General features: G+C 71.9%; 13 protein-coding genes. 8 read left to right on the forward strand and 5 right to left on the reverse strand.

Going from position 1 to position 12,849, the window contains the following annotated elements; all coding sequences use genetic code 11:
* Positions 1–69: 69 nt before the first annotated feature.
* Positions 70–1,440 (reverse strand): ABC1 kinase family protein, encoded by a 1,371-nt coding sequence (locus ACFV9J_RS24965; RefSeq protein ID WP_385357210.1) that lies wholly within the window; start codon positions 1,438–1,440, stop codon positions 70–72.
* On the reverse strand, positions 1,433–2,647 hold the full coding sequence (locus ACFV9J_RS24970) for a TOMM precursor leader peptide-binding protein (RefSeq protein WP_385357213.1): 1,215 nt from the start codon (positions 2,645–2,647) through the stop codon (positions 1,433–1,435). The genes ACFV9J_RS24965 and ACFV9J_RS24970 overlap by 8 nt, the downstream gene beginning before the upstream one ends.
* A gap of 231 nt (positions 2,648–2,878) precedes the next feature.
* Between ACFV9J_RS24970 and ACFV9J_RS24975 the strand changes: the two genes are divergently transcribed.
* The 4 genes from ACFV9J_RS24975 (at position 2,879) to ACFV9J_RS24990 (ending at position 6,841) form a co-directional block, all read left to right on the forward strand.
* On the forward strand, positions 2,879–3,475 hold the full coding sequence (locus ACFV9J_RS24975) for a M48 family metallopeptidase (protein ID WP_385357216.1): 597 nt from the start codon (positions 2,879–2,881) through the stop codon (positions 3,473–3,475).
* 138 nt (positions 3,476–3,613) lie between these two features.
* Entirely contained in the window at positions 3,614–5,374 is a 1,761-nt protein-coding gene (locus ACFV9J_RS24980; RefSeq protein WP_385357218.1) for a TerD family protein, read from the forward strand.
* Positions 5,375–5,387: 13 nt separating this feature from the next.
* Positions 5,388–6,068 (forward strand): AIM24 family protein, encoded by a 681-nt coding sequence (locus ACFV9J_RS24985; RefSeq protein ID WP_385357221.1) that lies wholly within the window; start codon positions 5,388–5,390, stop codon positions 6,066–6,068.
* A gap of 17 nt (positions 6,069–6,085) precedes the next feature.
* Entirely contained in the window at positions 6,086–6,841 is a 756-nt protein-coding gene (locus tag ACFV9J_RS24990; protein ID WP_385357223.1) for an AIM24 family protein, read from the forward strand.
* Positions 6,842–6,900: 59 nt separating this feature from the next.
* Here the strand turns inward: ACFV9J_RS24990 and ACFV9J_RS24995 are convergent, their stop codons facing one another.
* Both ACFV9J_RS24995 and ACFV9J_RS25000 read right to left on the reverse strand, forming a co-directional pair.
* Positions 6,901–7,416: an NUDIX hydrolase gene (locus ACFV9J_RS24995; RefSeq protein ID WP_385357226.1), complete on the reverse strand. Its 516-nt coding sequence runs from the start codon at positions 7,414–7,416 to the stop codon at positions 6,901–6,903.
* Positions 7,413–8,876 carry a zinc-dependent metalloprotease gene (locus tag ACFV9J_RS25000; protein ID WP_385357228.1) on the reverse strand — a complete coding sequence of 488 codons (1,464 nt, stop codon included), beginning with the start codon at positions 8,874–8,876 and terminating at the stop codon, positions 7,413–7,415. The genes ACFV9J_RS24995 and ACFV9J_RS25000 overlap by 4 nt, the downstream gene beginning before the upstream one ends.
* 192 nt (positions 8,877–9,068) lie before the next feature.
* Between ACFV9J_RS25000 and ACFV9J_RS25005 the strand changes: the two genes are divergently transcribed.
* From ACFV9J_RS25005 to ACFV9J_RS25020, 4 genes are all read left to right on the forward strand, one after another.
* Positions 9,069–10,190, forward strand: a complete 1,122-nt coding sequence (locus ACFV9J_RS25005; RefSeq protein ID WP_385357230.1) for an SDR family oxidoreductase — start codon at positions 9,069–9,071, stop codon at positions 10,188–10,190.
* A gap of 111 nt (positions 10,191–10,301) precedes the next feature.
* Entirely contained in the window at positions 10,302–10,760 is a 459-nt protein-coding gene (locus ACFV9J_RS25010) for a molybdenum cofactor biosynthesis protein MoaE (RefSeq protein WP_385357232.1), read from the forward strand.
* Positions 10,761–10,880: 120 nt separating this feature from the next.
* The gene (locus ACFV9J_RS25015; protein WP_003973774.1) at positions 10,881–11,045 is read left to right on the forward strand and encodes a hypothetical protein; all 165 of its coding nucleotides are present in this window, start codon (positions 10,881–10,883) and stop codon (positions 11,043–11,045) included.
* Between the two features lie 73 nt (positions 11,046–11,118).
* Positions 11,119–12,213, forward strand: a complete 1,095-nt coding sequence (locus ACFV9J_RS25020) for a PDZ domain-containing protein (RefSeq protein ID WP_385357235.1) — start codon at positions 11,119–11,121, stop codon at positions 12,211–12,213.
* 31 nt (positions 12,214–12,244) lie between these two features.
* On the opposite strand, the gene ACFV9J_RS25025 is transcribed toward ACFV9J_RS25020, so the two are convergent.
* Positions 12,245–12,787, reverse strand: a complete 543-nt coding sequence (locus ACFV9J_RS25025) for a PPA1309 family protein (protein WP_385357238.1) — start codon at positions 12,785–12,787, stop codon at positions 12,245–12,247.
* Between the last annotated feature and the right edge of the window lie 62 nt (positions 12,788–12,849).

A 12,849-nucleotide genomic window follows, 5' to 3' on the forward strand; every position in this document is an offset into this window, starting at 1 on the left:
GGGCCGGTCCGTTCGAACGGACCGGCCCCCACGGCGCGTTCGGCTCCGGTGGATCAGTCGATCAGTGGATCAGGCCTCCGAGGCCGTCCCCTCCGCCTCGGCCTCGTCCTCGGCGACGAACCCGACCAGCCACTCCTCCAACTCGTCGCGCAGCCGGACCGTGGCCCCCAGCTGGCAGAGCACACCGATGGTGCTCAGGGTCACGCGGTGGATCAGGAGATACGCCGGCGGCAGGTTGAGCTGCTTGGCCAGCTGGTACGCGGGGGAGCGGGGGTCGCCGATGCGGGCGGCCTGGCTCCGCATCCAGCCGCGGGTGAAGGTGAACGCGTCGACCCTGGCCGGCTCGATGATCGGAAGCAGGTACTCGAGAACGGCGTCTGGGTCCAGCTCTATCGACTCCTTGACGAAGCCCTCCGTGCAGAGCATCTCGTAGACGGCCTCCGCCTCGCCGTCCAGTGTCATGCGCAGGGCCTCGCCGATGGGTTCGGGCAGACCGCCCGGAAGGCGGTCGACCGTGCCGAAGTCCAGGACGCCCAGGCGCCAGTCGTCCTCGCCCCGAGGCCCGCCGGGCAGCAGCCGGAAGTTGCCGGGGTGCGGGTCGGCGTGCAGGAGCCCGGTGCGCGCGGGACCGGAGAACAGGAAGTGGGCCAGCAACTGACCCGCCCGGTCGCGCTGCTCCTGCGTGCCGTTCGAGATGATCTCCGACATCGGGATGCCGTCGATCCACTCGGTGATCAGCACCTGCTCGCACTGGTGGACGACGTCCGGCACCACGATGTCCGGGTCGTCGTCGAAGACCTCGGCGTGCGTCCGCTGGGCCTGCGCCTCCAGGTCGTAGTCCAGCTCCTCCGAGACCCGGTCCTTCAGCTCTGTGATCAGCGGCTTGATGTCCATGCCGGGGGCCAGCGGGCCGAGCAGGCGGGCGAAGCGGCTGAGCTGGTTCAGGTCGGACAGCAGTGCCTCCCCGGCGCCCGGGTACTGCACCTTGACCGCCACCTCGCGGCCGTCGTGCCACACCCCCCGGTGCACCTGGCCGATCGAGGCGGCCGCGGCGGGCTTGTCCTCGAACTCCAGGAACAGGTCCTGCCAGTCCTCACCGAGCCGCTCCGCCAGCACGGAGTGCACGGTGCGCGTCGGCATCGGCGGTGCCGCCTCCTGCAGCTTGGTCAGCGCCGCACGATAGGGGCCGGCGACCTCCTCGGGCAGTGCCGACTCGAAGACGGACAGGGCCTGTCCGAACTTCATCGCCCCGCCCTTGAGCTCGCCCAGCACCTTGAACAACTGCTCCGCGGTGCGCTGCTGCAGCTGCTGGCCGACGATCTCCGCGGACTCGCCGACGATTCGCTTGCCCAGCCCCCAGGTGGCCCGCCCGGCGAAGCCGAGCGGGAGCGCGGCGAGCTTGGCGGTCCGGGTGACCGCCTTGCGCGGAAGATCAGACATGCGCCCTCCAAGTCCCAGCCGGCCGCGCCGGTTCCGCCTCGTGGCGTACTTCCGCTGACGGCCCTTGCCCAGCCATTGTCGCGCGCCACCCCCCGTCCTCGGGGATGTGTTCCTGCTTACCTTTCCGGGCCGCCCCGCAGGGGCACGAAGGGTGCGGCCGCACCTGCCGCACCCGCCATCGCAGGCCGGGCAGCGAGACCTCCCAGCGGGCCCCGGTGGCGGAGGGCGTGCGGCCGTCCAGGGAGGCGAGCGCCTGAGCCGCCGCGAACCCGGCGACGGTCGTCGCCAGGGCGAGGTCGCAGGGCGGTACCCGGCGCTGCCGGCCGGAGCGCCACTGCGCCACCAGCCGCGGCCAGGCGGGGTCCCGGTCCGTGCGGTCCGCGTGCAGACAGCCGGCGCACCCCGTCTCGCCGGGCAGGACCAGGGGGCCGACGACACCGGTTCCCTCCACGACACCGGCGTAGAGGTGGGGTGTGCCGGAGGCCATCAGGGACTCCGCGGCGGTGGGATCGGGGGTGTGCACCGCGACGTCGTCGCGCGGGGCGACGATCACCAGGGAGAGGCCCGGGTCGCCTTCCTCCGGCGGTGTCGTCGGGCCTCGGCGGGGAGGCCGGTCGGGAGCGGCCCGGCGTACGAGGCGGCGGGCCGTCTCGTCCCGGCGGTCGCCGACCGACTCGGCGGGCAGGCCGCCCGGAGCGACGTCCCACGGCTCGACGCGTCCGCCGTCGCGCACGTCGATCTCGCCGACGCCCGCGCCCGACAGCAGGCCGGCCAGCACCGCGCCCACTCGTCCGGCGCCCCTCACACCCACCCGCAGGGTGCGTCGGGCGGCCAGGTGTCTGATCGCGTCGCCCGGTTCCGAGGTCGTCAGGGACAGCGAGGCCAGGTCGGGGCGGAGTCGGTCGAGAACCTCCTTCTTCGCGCGCAGCGCGTCGGCGGCCGGCCCGCCGCCCCGGGAGTCGTCCAGCAGACCGGCCAGCGCCAGTCGCTCCACGACCCGGTCGACGTGCCCGTCCGGCAGATCCATGCGGTGCCCCGCCTCGCGCAGCAGCGCCGGGCCACGGGTGCCGTTGAGCAGTTCGAGGAAGCTGCCCGTCGCCGTGTCCACCGGTGCCAGTGTCAGCGCGTGCGCCGGTGTCATTCCGAACTGCACGGTGTTCAGGTCGCGCCAGCCGCGCCTGAGCGCGGGCTTCACCATCGGATGCATGCCAGGTCCCCCGTATGTCTCGCGGTGTCCGGGTTCGGGCCCCGCCGCCGGTCGCGAATCCGCCGGCGAGTGCCAGCATGCCCGGATGCGCGGAGAGGCGTCGAAAGTTGTCCACAGACGCTGGCTATTAGTCATACGAATCAGCCGCCCGTCTCCCAGGACGAGTGGTGGATCGGCACCGATGCGTCCCGGAGCCGGGACTTCCCCGTGTGCAGCGGGTAACGTCGTGGCGTGTCCGCCGACCCACTGCACCGCGCCGGGGCACCCCCGCGCACACCGACGAATCCACCGCCGAGCGGCCCGGGGACGAGCGCGATCGAGGTGCGCAGAAGCGCCCGGCGACGCCGGACGGTCTCCGCGTACCGGGAGGGTGATCGCACCGTCGTGCTGATCCCCGCCCGGATGTCCGAGGCCGAGGAGCAACGCTGGGTGAGCGTCATGCTGGACAAGCTGGCCGCCCAGGAGAGCAAGCGCGTCCTGGGCGACGCCGAGCTGGCCGAGCGCGCCGAGCGCCTGTCGGGACAGTACTTCGATGGCCGGGCCCGGCCCACCTCGGTCCGCTGGGTCACCAACCAGAACACCCGCTGGGGCTCGTGCACCCCGTCCGAGGGAAGCATCCGGCTGTCGCACCGCCTCCAGGGCATGCCCGAGTACGTCGTCGACTACGTCCTCCTGCACGAGCTGGCGCACCTGCTGGTCCCCGGGCACGGGCCCCGGTTCTGGCGGCTCCTGGAGGCGTATCCGCGGACCGAGCGCGCCAGGGGCTACCTGGAGGGTGTGGTCGCCGCGGACCGGCTGCCGCACGTGCCCGGAGCCCGCAGCGAGTAGCCCGCGCGGCCCCGAAGGGGGTCCGACACGGTCGCGCACGGGTTTCGTACCGGGTCTGTACCGACTTCCTCCGGTGCCCGTGTTTGCCGTTAGCCTGTCGCGACGCACTCACATTCGGATGGGGGACGGTCGTAACGCATGGCCAGGGAATTTCAACGCGGCCACAAGGCCAGGATCAGTGACCTCACCTCGGGCACGGATCTGTACGTAGGTGTGCAGATCTCCGGCCCCGGGCTGGGCTTCGACATCAGCTGCTTCGGTCTCGACGCCGACGAGCGGTTGTCGGACGACCGGTACTTCGTGTTCTTCAACCAACCGAAGACCCCCGAGGAGTCCATCCAGCTCCTGGGTGCGCAGGCGGGTGACACCGAGTCGTTCCGGGTCAGCCTCGACAGGATCCCGCAGCAGATCCAGAAGCTCTCCTTCACCGCGACGATCGACGGCGCGGGACAGATGTCGCAGGTGGGGCCCGGATACATCCGGATCGTCGCGGGCGGCGAGGAGGTGGCCCGGTACCCGTTCAGCGGTTCGGAGTTCTCCACCGAGCGCGCCGTGATGCTGGGCGACTTCTACCTGAAGGACGTGTGGCGCTTCGCCGCCGTCGGGCAGGGCTTCGACGGCGGTCTCGACGCGCTGCTGAGGAACTTCGGCGGCGAGGTGGCCGAGGACGAGGCTCCGGACCCGCAGCAGGCCCCGCAGCCGCCGGCCGGTGCCGCCCCGGGCTTCGCCCCGCCCGCCCAGGCCGCGGCGCCGCCGGCCTTCGGCGCGCCCGCTGCCCCGGCTCCCGCCGCACCCGCCCCGGCTGCCGTGCCGCAGCCCGCACCTCAGGGCTTCGCCCCGCCGCCGGCCGCCACGCCGCCACCGGCTCCCGCCCCGGCGCCCGGGCCGGACGTGCACGCCGCGCAGACCATCGTCGCGCCCATGAACACGCCGCCCGGCGGTGCCCCGGTGCCGCCCCCCGCCCCGGCGCCCGCGCCGTACGGCCAGCCGGGCCAGCCCGGTCAGCAGCCGCCCTACGGCCAGGTCCCCGGCCAGACCGCCCCGCCGCCCCCCGGCTACGGCCAGCCGCAGGCCCCGCAGGCCCCGGCCCCGGCCCCGCCGCCCGGCTACGGCCAGCCGCCCGCACCTCCCGGCTACGGGCAGCCGCCCGGCCCGCCCGCGGGCTACGGCCAGCCGGCGCCCCCGCCCGGCTACGGGCAGCAGCCTCCCCAGGGCATGCCCCAGGGCGCGCCGCAGGGCGCCGGTGTGACCGCTGCGCTCCAGCAGTTCCGGGAGACCCCGACCGGCCAGCGCTGGACCCAGCAGAACAAGAAGCTGGTCCGCGTCGACCTCGGCGCGGAAGGCCAGCCCGTCCTCGCCCGCCAGGGCAGCATGGTGCTCTACCAGGGCAAGGTCGACTTCAGCTACAAGGGCGCCGGATTCGCCGGCCGGGTCGTGGGCAACGCCACCGGCCAGGAGATGCAGCTGATGCGCTGCACCGGGAAGGGACAGGTGTTCCTCGCGGAGAACTCCGCGATGCTGCACCCCATCGAGCTCCAGGGCGACGCCGTCTGCGTCTCCGCGGAGAACGTCCTGGCCTTCGACGAGAGCCTCCAGTACGAGGTCCGCCGCATCGAGGGCCACGGCATCCCGGGCGGCGCGCTGTTCACGATGCAGTTCCAGGGCACCGGCACGATCGTCGTGAAGACGCGCGGTGTGCCCGTGGTGCTGCCGGTGACGCCCACGACCTTCGCCGACTGCAACGCCGTGGTCGCCTGGTCCGCCGCCGCCCAGGTGGTCGTCTCCAGCCAGGTGCGGATGCGCCGCAACTCCTACGCGGGCGACACGGGCGAAAGCGTCAACCTGCAGTTCCGGGCCGCGCCCGGCAGCTTCGTCGTCGTCCAGCCGTACGAGATCTGAGGGAGAGCCCGACATGAACCAGCCGCTCGCGGGCTACGCTCCCGCTCCTGCCGGCGCCCGCATGGAGAACCACGGCAACCACATGCTGAAGGTCGCCATGCAGACCGGAAACGACCTCCTCGCGCGCGTGGGCTCGATGACCGCCTACGAGGGCTTCGTCCAGTACGAGCCCAACCCGCCGGCCGTCCGCCAGATCGCCAAGGACTGGATGACCGGCGAGGGCGCGCCCCTGATGAAGTGCTCCGGCGACGGAATGCTCTACCTCGCCGACTACGGCGCCAACGTCGTCGTGATCAACCTCAACGGCGACGGGATCTCCGTCAACGCCACCAACCTGCTCGCCTTCGACGCCCACCTGACGTGGGGCGTGGAGCGCGTCAAGGGCCTGGCGAAATTCGCCGGGCAGGGCCTGTGGAACACGAAGATCTCCGGGCAGGGCTGGGTCGCGCTCACCTCCCGGGGCAAGCCGATCGTGGTCGACTGCGGCGGCGGCGAGGACGAGACCTACGTCGACCCGGACGCGCTCGTGGCCTGGTCCCCGAACCTCAAGGTGAAGGGCAAGCGCAGCTTCAAGGCGCAGTCGCTGATCGGCCGCGGCAGCGGCGAGGCCTTCCAGATGGCCTTCTCCGGTCAGGGCATCGTCGTCGTCCAGCCCAGCGAGGACAGCACCGACCGCCTCCGGGTCCGGGGCTGAGGGGGAGCCAGAACATCATGCAGAGCCCGATTTTCGCCTACAACGACCAGCAGACCCAGGAAGCCTGGAGCCTGCAGAACAAGCACATGCTCCGTGTCGCCCTGACGGGCCACGACGACGTGCTCGCCCGCAAGGGCACGATGGTCGCCTACCAGGGGCTCGTCGAGTTCGACGCCGAGTACCAGAGCAACAGCCAGTCGCGCTCGCGTGCGCACACCGGTGAGGGCCTGGACCTGATGCGCTGCCACGGGCAGGGCACGGTCTACTTCTCCAACCTCGCCCAGTGCGTCCACGTGGTGGACGTCGACCAGGACGGCCTCACCGTCGACAGCAGCTACGTGCTCGCGATGGACTCGACCCTGCACCACGAGGTCATCGCGGTGGACAGCCTCTACGGCATCTCCGGCTCGGGGAAGTACCAGCTCAACATCACCGGCCGCGGAAAGGTCGCCCTGATGACCTCGGGCTCGCCGCTGTTCATGCAGGTGACACCCGACAAGTACGTCAACTGCGACGCCGACGCGATCGTCGCCTGGTCCACCGGTCTGCGCGTGCAGATGCAGGCCCAGACGCACTCCTCCGGGGTGTGGCGGCGCCGCGGGAACACCGGCGAGGGCTGGGAGCTGAGCTTCATGGGCAGCGGCTTCGCGCTCGTCCAGCCCAGCGAGCTGCTGCCGCCGCAGAACGCCCAGGTCGGGCAGGGCCTCGCCGCGCAGTACGGCATGGGCCAGCAGGGAGCCCGCGGTCAGAACCAGGGCAACGTCTGGAGCTGAGCGCACACACGGCCGCAGTTCGGTAAGGGGTGATCGCCAGGGCGGTCACCCCTTACCGGTCACAGGCGGGCCCGGGTCGCCTCCAGCAGGCGTACGACCGAGTCGTCGGCCACGTCCGCGACCTCGGCGTAGGGGAACCAGCGCAGGTCGAGCGACTCGTCACTGATCGCCTCCACGGCACCCGCGGGAGCCACGGCCGCGTACTGGACGTCCAGGTGCCAGGCGCAGGGCGTGTGGTGCCGGTCCAGCCGCACGGGGCCGCCGGACAGCAGGGCCAGTCCGGCGATGCCCGACTCCTCCGTGCCCTCGCGCAGGGCCGCGCGGGCCAGCGTCTCGTCGACCGGCTCGCAGTGACCGCCCATCTGCAGCCACATGCGCATCTTCTTGTGCAGGGTGAGCAGGACCCGCTCGCGCGACGGATCGATCACCAGGGCGCTCGCCGTGACGTGCCCGTCCGCGCAGGCCTTCCACATCCCGTCGGGGTGCGTCGCGAGATGGTCCAGGTAGGCCTGTCGCAGCTCGTCCTGGCCCTCGTACGCCTTCAGGACCAGGACCGCGTCGTCGTGGAGGCTCACTCGCCGTCGTCGCCCTTGGGCTTGTCCCGGTCGTCGGACCGGTTCTCGCCCCGGTCGCCCTCGTCCTTCTTCTTCAGGTCGGGCTTGCCCGCCGCCTCGCCGAGCATCTTGTCCAGCTCGGAGAAGTCGAGCTGCTCACGGTGGACGAAGCCGTCCGGGTCGTCCAGGTCGGTCGCGGTCGGCAGCATGTCCGGGTGGGCCCACAGCCCGTCCCGGCCGTCGACACCGCGCGCGTCCGTCAGGGACGCCCACAGACGGGAGGCGTCGCGCAGCCGGCGCGGGCGCAGCTCCAGGCCGATCAGCGTCGCGAAGGTCTGCTCCGCCGGACCGCCCGAGGCGCGACGGCGGCGCAGCGTCTCGCGCAGCGCGTCGGCGGAGGACAGGCGCGGCTTCGCGGCGGTGTGCACCACCGCGTCCACCCAGCCCTCGACGAGCGCGAGAGCGGTCTCCAGCCGGGCCAGGGCAGCCTTCTGCTCCGGCGTGTCCTCCGGCTGGAACATGCCCTGCTGGAGAGCCTCCTGCAGCTGCTCGGGGTTCTGCGGGTCGAACTGGCCGACCACGTCCTCCAGCTTGGCCGTGTCGACCTTGATCCCACGGGCGTAGCCGTCGACGGCACCGAACAGGTGCGAGCGCAGCCACGGCACGTGCGCGAAGAGGCGCTGGTGGGCGGCCTCGCGCAGCGCCAGGTACAGCCGTACCTCCTCCTGGGGCACGCCGAGGTCCTTGCCGAACGACTCGATGTTCGCCGGCAGCAGCGCGGCCTTGCCCGCCGGGCCGAGCGGCAGACCCACGTCGGTCGAGCCGACGACCTCGCCGGCGAGCACGCCGACGGCCTGCCCGATCTGGGTGCCGAACATGGCGCCGCCCATGGACCGCATCATGCCGATCAGCGGGCCGGCCATGGCCTGCATCTCCTCCGGCAGCACGTCGCCCATGGCGTTGCCGACGCGCTCGGCGACCGGGTCGACCAGCTCGCGCCACGCCGGCAGGGTCGCCTCGACCCACTCCGCGCGGCTCCAGGCCACGGCGGTGCCCGCGCCGGACGGCAGGGCCGTCGCGTCGTCCAGCCACAGGTCGGCCAGGCGCACCGCCTCCTGGACGGCATTGCGCTCGGCGGGACCGACGCTGGCGTCCTTGCGGCCGTCCGGCGTGCCCTGGGAGACCGTCTGGCGGGCGATCTGCTTGGCCATGTCCCAGTTCACCGGGCCGCCCTCGTAGGAGAGCATCTGGCCCAGCTGCTGGAACGCGGCGCCCAGGTCGTTGGGGTTCATGGAACCGAACATGGCAGCGAACGGGTTGTCCGCGCCGGGGCCGCCCAGGCCTCCGGCTCCGGACATCCCGAAACCGAACGGGTTGGCCGGTCCCTGACCACCGCCGCTCTGCTGGTCCTTCTTCTTGCCCTCGTCGCCGTCGTCCGGCTCCTCCGGCGGAAGGCCGAATCCGAATGGGGTGTCACTCACGGGGTTCCTCGGCTGGTAGGGCCGCCGGTTCTTTCCGGCGGCACGGCTGCCCGACTTCACCACCCAGCGTAGACACCCGAAGCCGATCGGGCCTCGGTGCTTCGCCGACTGACGGCCTGCGGCAGGATGGATGCCACCTGGTACGCACGCGTCGCTCGCGCTCGTACTGAAGACAACCTCTGGAGACGCCCGGTGAGTTCCCCAGATCCGCAGGTTCGCGCAGCGCGAAACCAGTCAACCAGCTCCGCCCGCCCCGGCGCGCGCGGACCCGTCGTCGCGGTCACCGGTGCCGCGTCCGGGGTAGGAGCGCTGCTCACCGCGCGGCTCGCCGCGTCCGACGAGGTCAGACAGGTCGTGGCCATCGACGAGCGGCGCGGCGGGTGCGAGGCGGCCGAGTGGCAGATCCTGGACGTACGGGACCCGGCCATCGCCGAGAAACTGCGTGGTGCGGACGTCGTGGTGCACCTGGCGCTCGATCTCGACCTGGAGACCGACGCGGCCGCCCGGACGGCTTACAACGTCCGGGGGACGCAGACCGTCCTGACCGCCGCCGCGGCGGTCGGCGTGCACCGGGTGGTGCTGTGCACCTCCGCGATGGTCTACGGCGCGCTCCCGGACAACGAGCTGCCGCTGTCCGAGGACGCCGAGCTGCGTGCCACGGCCGAGGCCACGGGTGTCGGAGACCTGCTGGAGATCGAGCGGCTCGCGCGGCGCGCACCCCGGGCCCACCCCGGCCTGAACGTCACCGTGGTGCGGCCCGCCGTGCTGGTCGGGGGCATGGACACCGCGCTGACCAGGTATTTCGAGTCACCCCGGCTGCTGGTCGTGGCCGGCTCGCGGCCCGCCTGGCAGTTCTGCCACGTCGACGACCTGTGCAGTGCCCTGGAGTACGCAGTCCTGGAGAAGGCCGACGGAGAGCTGGCCGTCGGGTGCGACGGCTGGCTGGAGCAGGAGGAGGTCGAGGAGCTCAGCGGCATCCGGCGCATGGAGCTGCCCTCCGCGGTCGCGCTCGGCGCGGCGGCCCGGCTGCACCGGATCGGCCTGACGCCCTCCCCGGCCGGGGACCTGGCGTACACGATGTACCCCTGGGTCGTGAGCGGCAGCCGCCTGCACGATGCCGGATGGCGTCCGAAGCACACCAACGAGGAGGTGCTGGCGGAGCTGCTCGAGGAGGTCGCGGGGCGGCACACGGTCGCCGGGCGGCGCCTCGGGCGCAAGGACGCGACGGCGGCGGGAGCCGCGGGCGCGACGGTGGCGCTGCTGGGCGCGGCCGCGGTGGTGCGCCGCGCGCGGAAGGCTCGGCGCCGCATCTGAGGACGACCCCGGGGTGGCGGCTGCCTCTGTAGGAGGCTCCAACGCGGCACGCGCGCGTGCGGGGCGATCACGCTATTCCGCGTCGTCGGCGGCGTGGGGCACGATGGGCGTATGGCAACCACGAACGACCACCCCGGTGAGCGGGCCGCAGCGGACCCCGTGAAGCTGATCGGCATCCGTGAGACGCCCCTGACCGTGGACGAGGTCTTCCGCGCGGTCGGGGACGACGCGTCGGGCGGCACCGCGCTGTTCGTGGGGACCGTACGCAACCACGACGGCGGCACCGACGTCGACCGGCTCGGGTACTCGTGCCACCCGGGCGCCGAGGCGGAGATGCGCCGGATCGCGGAGAAGGTCGTCGCGGAATACCCCGTACGGGCGCTCGCGGCACTGCACCGTGTGGGTGACCTGGAGGTCGGGGACCTCGCGGTGGTCGTCGCCGTGTCCTGCCCGCACCGGGGCGAGGCCTTCGAGGCCTGCCGCAAGTTGATCGACGACCTCAAGCACGAGGTGCCCATCTGGAAGCACCAGACGTTCTCCGACGGAACCGAGGAATGGGTGGGCGCGTAGCGCTTTCGCCGGGGCACACCTCCGGTTGCGTAACCCGCCCCCCGGCGTGAGCGTTGTCACTGCGAATGGTTAATCTGCTGATCAGTCAGTCGCGGACGCTCATGGGGTTGGGAGGTCGGCATGGGAGCGCTTGCCTGGTTGCTGATTCCACTGGTGGCCGCTGTCGGTGCGGGCCTGTGGGGAAGCTGGGCCAACCGGACCCGCAGGGCACGGAGCGACGGCCCCGAGCTGGACGGCTACGCCCGGTTCCGTGAGGCCATGGAGAAGCCCCGCACGGGTGCCTGACGGCCGCCCGCCGGTCGTCCGGCGAGGGCCGCCCTGACGGTGTTCCGACAGCCGCGTCCCGTACTGTCGTGCCATGCCACGCCGCACCGCGACGATGCTCGCCTCCACCCTGATGCTGATCGCGCTCCTGTGCGCGGGTGTTTTCATCCCCGTGCCGTACTCGGAGATGTCGCCCGGGCCGACGGTGAACACCCTCGGGGACCACGACGGCGAGCCGGTGCTCCAGATCTCCGGTCACAAGACCTACGAGGCGAGCGGTCATCTGAACATGACCACCGTCCGGGTCACCAGCGCCGAGTACAAGATGAACCTCGTGGAGGCCGTCTACGGCTGGCTGGCGCACGACAACAGCGTGGTGCCGCACGAGACCCTCTACCCGGACGGCAAGACCGAGGAAGAGGCCACCCAGGAGAACGCGGAGGAGTTCAGCCAGTCCCAGGAGACCGCGAAGGTGGCCGCCCTGAAGGCGCTCGACATCCCGGTGAAGTCCTGGGTGGTCGTCTCGACCGTCGTCAAGGACTCCCCGTCGCAGGGCAGGCTGCACGCCGGTGACGTGATCAGGGCCGTGGACGGCACGGCCGTCAAGAAGCCCGCGGACGTCGCCGAGCTGGTCACCAAGCACGAGCCGGGCGAGGACACCGTCTTCACGATCGTGCCCGCCAAGGAGCAGGCCGCCGCGGAGAAGGAGGGCCGGACGCCGACGAAGACGCAGCAGGTCACGATCACCACCGAGACCTCCGACGACGCCGGCGAGAAGCGCGCCGTCGTCGGGATCTCCGCCGGAACCGACCACACGTTCCCGTTCGAGATCGACATCAAGCTGGCCGACGTCGGCGGCCCGAGCGCCGGTCTGATGTTCGCCCTCGGCATCTACGACAAGCTCACCCCCGGCGACCTCACCGGCGGCAAGTTCGTCGCCGGCACCGGGACGATCGACGACAACGGCGAGGTCGGCCCGATCGGCGGCATCGGCATGAAGACCATCGGCGCGCACGACAAGGGCGCCCAGTACTTCCTGACGCCCGCGGACAACTGCGCGGCGGCCGCCGAGGACACCCCCGACGGGCTCACCCTCGTGAAGGTCGGCACCATCGACGACGCCCTCGGCGCGCTCAAGGACATCCGTTCCGGAAAGACCGCCGACCTGCCGAAGTGCACGCAGGGGTAGCCCCCGCACAGCCGTCCTGGGCCCGGCGGGACTACTCCTCGAAGGTCGCCGTCAGCGCCGCGGCCAGACCCGGCACCAGGTCGGAACCCGTCAGGACCTCCGTGGCCGTGTCCTTCTCCCGCAGCCGCAGGGCCGAGTCACGACTGCCGTCGCGCAGGACCGCGACCGTCATGCGGACCTCCTGACGGTCCGGGTGCTCCGCCACCCACTGCGCGAGCTTCTTCTCGTTGAGGCCCGAAGGCACCTGGGCCTCGGCCGAGGGCGGCAGCATCAGGCGCTCCACGGCGAGCGCGCAGCCGACCACGGCGTCCGGCCAGGCGATGGTGCCCAGGAACTCGTCGAGCGCCTGGTGCGTTGGAATTTCGTCCTGCTCGATCGGGGTGAGGCCGGAGGACTCCGGCTCCTCCCGCAGACCGAGCCGGTCCGCGAGCGAGGGCTGGTCGGCCCGCAGCCGTGCGGTGTCGACAAGTGCAAAGAGGCGTGCGGGCTGGTCCCAGCCGAGGCCGGAGACGTACTCGTCGATCTCGAGTACGGCCCGGGTGAGGGGGCTCGCTGCCATGGGGGTGTTGGACATGGTCACAATCCTGCCTCGTTCATGGCCGGAATCGGGAACCGAGTAAACGATGAGTAAGTTGC

This window comes from Streptomyces sp. NPDC059906 (assembly GCF_042730645.1).
In the GTDB taxonomy this organism is placed as follows: domain Bacteria; phylum Actinomycetota; class Actinomycetes; order Streptomycetales; family Streptomycetaceae; genus Streptomyces; species Streptomyces rubrogriseus.

Bases quoted from the DNA above. Each gene is read 5' to 3' on its own strand.
- ACFV9J_RS24965 (WP_385357210.1), bottom strand. From the start codon at position 1,440: ATGTCTGATCTTCCGCGCAAGGCGGTCACCCGGACCGCCAAGCTCGCC.
- ACFV9J_RS24970 (WP_385357213.1), bottom strand. From the start codon at position 2,647: ATGCATCCGATGGTGAAGCCCGCGCTCAGGCGCGGCTGGCGCGACCTG.
- ACFV9J_RS24980 (WP_385357218.1), top strand. From the start codon at position 3,614: ATGGCCAGGGAATTTCAACGCGGCCACAAGGCCAGGATCAGTGACCTC.
- ACFV9J_RS24985 (WP_385357221.1), top strand. From the start codon at position 5,388: ATGAACCAGCCGCTCGCGGGCTACGCTCCCGCTCCTGCCGGCGCCCGC.
- ACFV9J_RS24990 (WP_385357223.1), top strand. From the start codon at position 6,086: ATGCAGAGCCCGATTTTCGCCTACAACGACCAGCAGACCCAGGAAGCC.
- ACFV9J_RS25010 (WP_385357232.1), top strand. From the start codon at position 10,302: ATGGCAACCACGAACGACCACCCCGGTGAGCGGGCCGCAGCGGACCCC.
- ACFV9J_RS25015 (WP_003973774.1), top strand. From the start codon at position 10,881: ATGGGAGCGCTTGCCTGGTTGCTGATTCCACTGGTGGCCGCTGTCGGT.
- ACFV9J_RS25020 (WP_385357235.1), top strand. From the start codon at position 11,119: ATGCCACGCCGCACCGCGACGATGCTCGCCTCCACCCTGATGCTGATC.
- ACFV9J_RS25025 (WP_385357238.1), bottom strand. From the start codon at position 12,787: ATGTCCAACACCCCCATGGCAGCGAGCCCCCTCACCCGGGCCGTACTC.